The sequence below is a fragment of the Pseudoalteromonas sp. S558 genome (assembly GCF_005886635.1).
Taxonomy (GTDB): domain Bacteria; phylum Pseudomonadota; class Gammaproteobacteria; order Enterobacterales; family Alteromonadaceae; genus Pseudoalteromonas; species Pseudoalteromonas aliena.
Genome location: NZ_PNDU01000432.1, coordinates 1 through 2,930, shown reverse-complemented (window position 1 = coordinate 2,930; position 2,930 = coordinate 1). Strand labels below are relative to the sequence as shown.

Below are 2,930 nucleotides of genomic sequence, written 5' to 3'. Positions count from 1 at the left end.
AGCTAAACGCTGTGATCCAAAGAGTGCTTTGTACAGTGCCAATCCGCAATAATACTTAATCATTTTGAGGTGCCAAATTTGGCGCTAACTGCGTTAAAATTTCCTCATTTAGAACAACTAAATAACAAAGTTTTTGCCTTGCCATCGACACGTTTTACTACCTAAAAAATAGAACACTTAATTAAGTGAATGAGTATAACAAACTAATTTTTACGATATATCTCATGCTCAATATCATAAATAATTACGCTTAAGCTGTCTGATTCTCTGCAATAGGTTTTTAAGCACGAAAGTAAGCGCTCGCTTAACATTTGTTTTTGTTCTATGGAACGTCCAGCCATTATGTGCGCTGCAATATGAATAAACCCTTCTTTACCTGCACCTAGTTGATATTGCTGATAAGCAATGGCACGTGTTTTTATGGTTTCTAAATCAAACAAACCACTTTCGAAAGTGGTGCTATGGATTTTTTCTACCAGAACTTGTGGCAAAACAGGGAGGTCTTCTGAGTGTTCAATAATAATGTGCGGCATTTAGACGTTTCCTATTGTGTATTACAGCATGGGCATGGGTTAATTGTATCAATACAACAGGGCTTACTAAACCCTGAGTTATTTAAAATCTTTGCTTTAAACTAATTTAGTCGTATTAATTTTTGATGTTAGTATAAAAGCCAATAAGTGAACCCTTGCTTATTTAGGTTGGCACTCAATTGTCGATATATTGATTAAGGATATGTATGAAACTACTACAAAAAATTAAACATTTGACTGTACTTGTGGGGGCTGTTGTTGCCTTAAGTGCTTGCTCTGATGATGTCGCATCGGTAAGTCTAGGGTTATTTACGACTAAAGATGTTGTAGTCAACTCTCAGCAAGATCCAATCATTAAAGGGGTTACGTGCCATATTAGCCATATAGAAGCTGATTTGGATTTTTCTGATCCGTCAGATATGTCTATTGCGTGTCGTCAAACCGGACCGATTACCGCAGATCAACTTCAAGCAATTGATCGTAGTAAATCGGGCGAGGTTGTATTTAAATCATCTAAAAGTATTCTATTTAAATCGTTAAAAGTACGTCGTATTTACGATTCTAAAAATCGTACTTTATTGTATTTATCGTATTCAACTAAAGAATCAAGTGGTAGTCATCACCATGCGCTATCGACAGTACCGCTTTATAACACCAAAGCGTGGGACTGGGCACTTGAACAAGAATAATTATACCAATTGCATTAAATGAGTGATCTATTATAGCGCGAAGAAAATAGCACAATAACAAGGCAGAAATTGTGACATATAGTTGTTCTATATGAATAATTTTCAACGCAGTTAGTGAGTTATTTAATGCGATAGAATGATCATGTTTTTAATAAAATTGGTATTAAACTAAAATTAAAAGAGCACATTATGTTAGCTTTATTTAAATCGGCACCATTATTAGAAGCGCAAGAGCAGCAATGGCTTATTGATACGTTTATTTGGGCTGTCGAAAATTTTGATGTTGAGTTTTTTACTAAACAAACCCAAATTGTATTGCCAACAGCTGCGTTTTTTCCAGATTCGGTATCAAGTATTGAAGAAATGGCGACGAATGTTTTTACTCGCGTTACTAATTACGCGGGTATGAGCGCATGGCCGATTCAGCTTGTTGCGCCGCAGCAATTACAACCACAGGTTTTTCCACATTTTGAATTTAGCGATAAAATACGTGGCGAAGGCAGCCATTTAATTGTGCCACCGAGCCATATGGTGAGCGTTTCTTTTAATCCAAATCAGATTAACCAGCCGCAGGATTTAGTGGCAAGTTATGCAGGTACATTGGCCACTATACTTATTCATCATGTTGGCGTGTTACCGCCAGGCGGTAAAGAATACTTACCACAAGCGGCTGATGCACTTGCTTGTTTTTTAGGGTTTGGCGTGATGATGAGCAACACTGTGTATCAGTTTAAAGGCGGTTGCGGCTCGTGCTATAACCCATACGCTAATCGTGAAGCTAAATTAAGTGAAACTCATACTGTGTTTATGCATGCACTTGTTAGTTACTTTAAAAAAGATAAAAATTCTAAAAAACATTTAAAGCCACATCTGCGCAGTCAATTTAAAAAAGCTCAAAAAGAAATTAAAGAATTAGTACATAACTCGGCTAATCCGCTGCTATTAGCATATTCGCCAAACTAGTAAGGGTGCTTGTGGATTACTTAGATGAGTTTTTACTGATTGTTATTGCCCATTTTTTTGCTGTAGCAAGCCCAGGTCCCGACTTTGCTGTAGTACTTAAGCAAAGTGTTCAACAAGGTCGGCGTAACGCATTGTGGACAAGCGCAGGTGTTGGCGCTGCTATTTTACTGCACATTGCATATTGTGTTTTAGGTGTTGCGCTTATTTTAACGCAATCACCTAGTTTGTTTATGGCGTTGAAATATGTAGCGGGTGCCTATTTAGCTTACTTGGGCGTACAAGCGCTTAAAGCGGCAAAACCGCCTGCAAGCGCTGAAGATGAGGTTGAAAACAAAATAGTTCAAGAAGAACCAGTGTGGCTTGCCTTCAGACGCGGATTTTTAACAAATGCGTTAAACCCAAAAGCAACGCTGTTTTTTATGTCGTTATTTACGCTAGTGATTAGCCCAACCACACCGACTAGCGTGCAGGTAGGTTACGGTGTGTACATGGCGCTGGCTACATGGGCGTGGTTTTCAATGCTTTCAATGGTGCTTTCTAAGGCGAGTGTAAGAGAGTTTTTCCAACAGCGTGGCTACTGGTTTGACCGTGGAATTGGCGTTATTTTAATTGCTCTGGCGATACGTGTTGTTATTTAACCTGAACTCTGGTTAAGATATTTACTAATGTATTGAATCATAATGATATTTAAATTTATTTTTCTCTAGCCAGAGATTTTCAGTGAAAACAAGGCGAATTTACGCAT

Annotated in this window: 4 protein-coding genes; 3 read left to right on the top strand and 1 reads right to left on the bottom strand. The window is 38.0% G+C overall.

The annotated features are described in order from the left end of the window. Positions 1-203: 203 nt before the first annotated feature. Positions 204-533 carry a 5-carboxymethyl-2-hydroxymuconate Delta-isomerase gene (locus CWB66_RS20440; protein WP_077536859.1) on the bottom strand — a complete coding sequence of 110 codons (330 nt, stop codon included), beginning with the start codon at positions 531-533 and terminating at the stop codon, positions 204-206. Positions 534-739: 206 nt separating this feature from the next. Between CWB66_RS20440 and CWB66_RS20435 the strand changes: the two genes are divergently transcribed. From CWB66_RS20435 to CWB66_RS20425, 3 genes are all read left to right on the top strand, one after another. Continuing rightward, on the top strand, positions 740-1,222 hold the full coding sequence (locus CWB66_RS20435; protein WP_138586872.1) for a CreA family protein: 483 nt from the start codon (positions 740-742) through the stop codon (positions 1,220-1,222). Positions 1,223-1,411: 189 nt separating this feature from the next. Continuing rightward, complete coding sequence (locus CWB66_RS20430) at positions 1,412-2,185, top strand: hypothetical protein (protein WP_077536861.1); 774 nt, start codon at positions 1,412-1,414, stop codon at positions 2,183-2,185. Positions 2,186-2,196: 11 nt separating this feature from the next. Continuing rightward, positions 2,197-2,823: a LysE family translocator gene (locus CWB66_RS20425; protein ID WP_138586870.1), complete on the top strand. Its 627-nt coding sequence runs from the start codon at positions 2,197-2,199 to the stop codon at positions 2,821-2,823. The last annotated feature ends 107 nt before the right edge of the window (positions 2,824-2,930 follow it).

Bases quoted from the DNA above. Each gene is read 5' to 3' on its own strand.
- CWB66_RS20430 (WP_077536861.1), top strand. From the start codon at position 1,412: ATGTTAGCTTTATTTAAATCGGCACCATTATTAGAAGCGCAAGAGCAG.
- CWB66_RS20435 (WP_138586872.1), top strand. From the start codon at position 740: ATGAAACTACTACAAAAAATTAAACATTTGACTGTACTTGTGGGGGCT.
- CWB66_RS20440 (WP_077536859.1), bottom strand. From the start codon at position 533: ATGCCGCACATTATTATTGAACACTCAGAAGACCTCCCTGTTTTGCCA.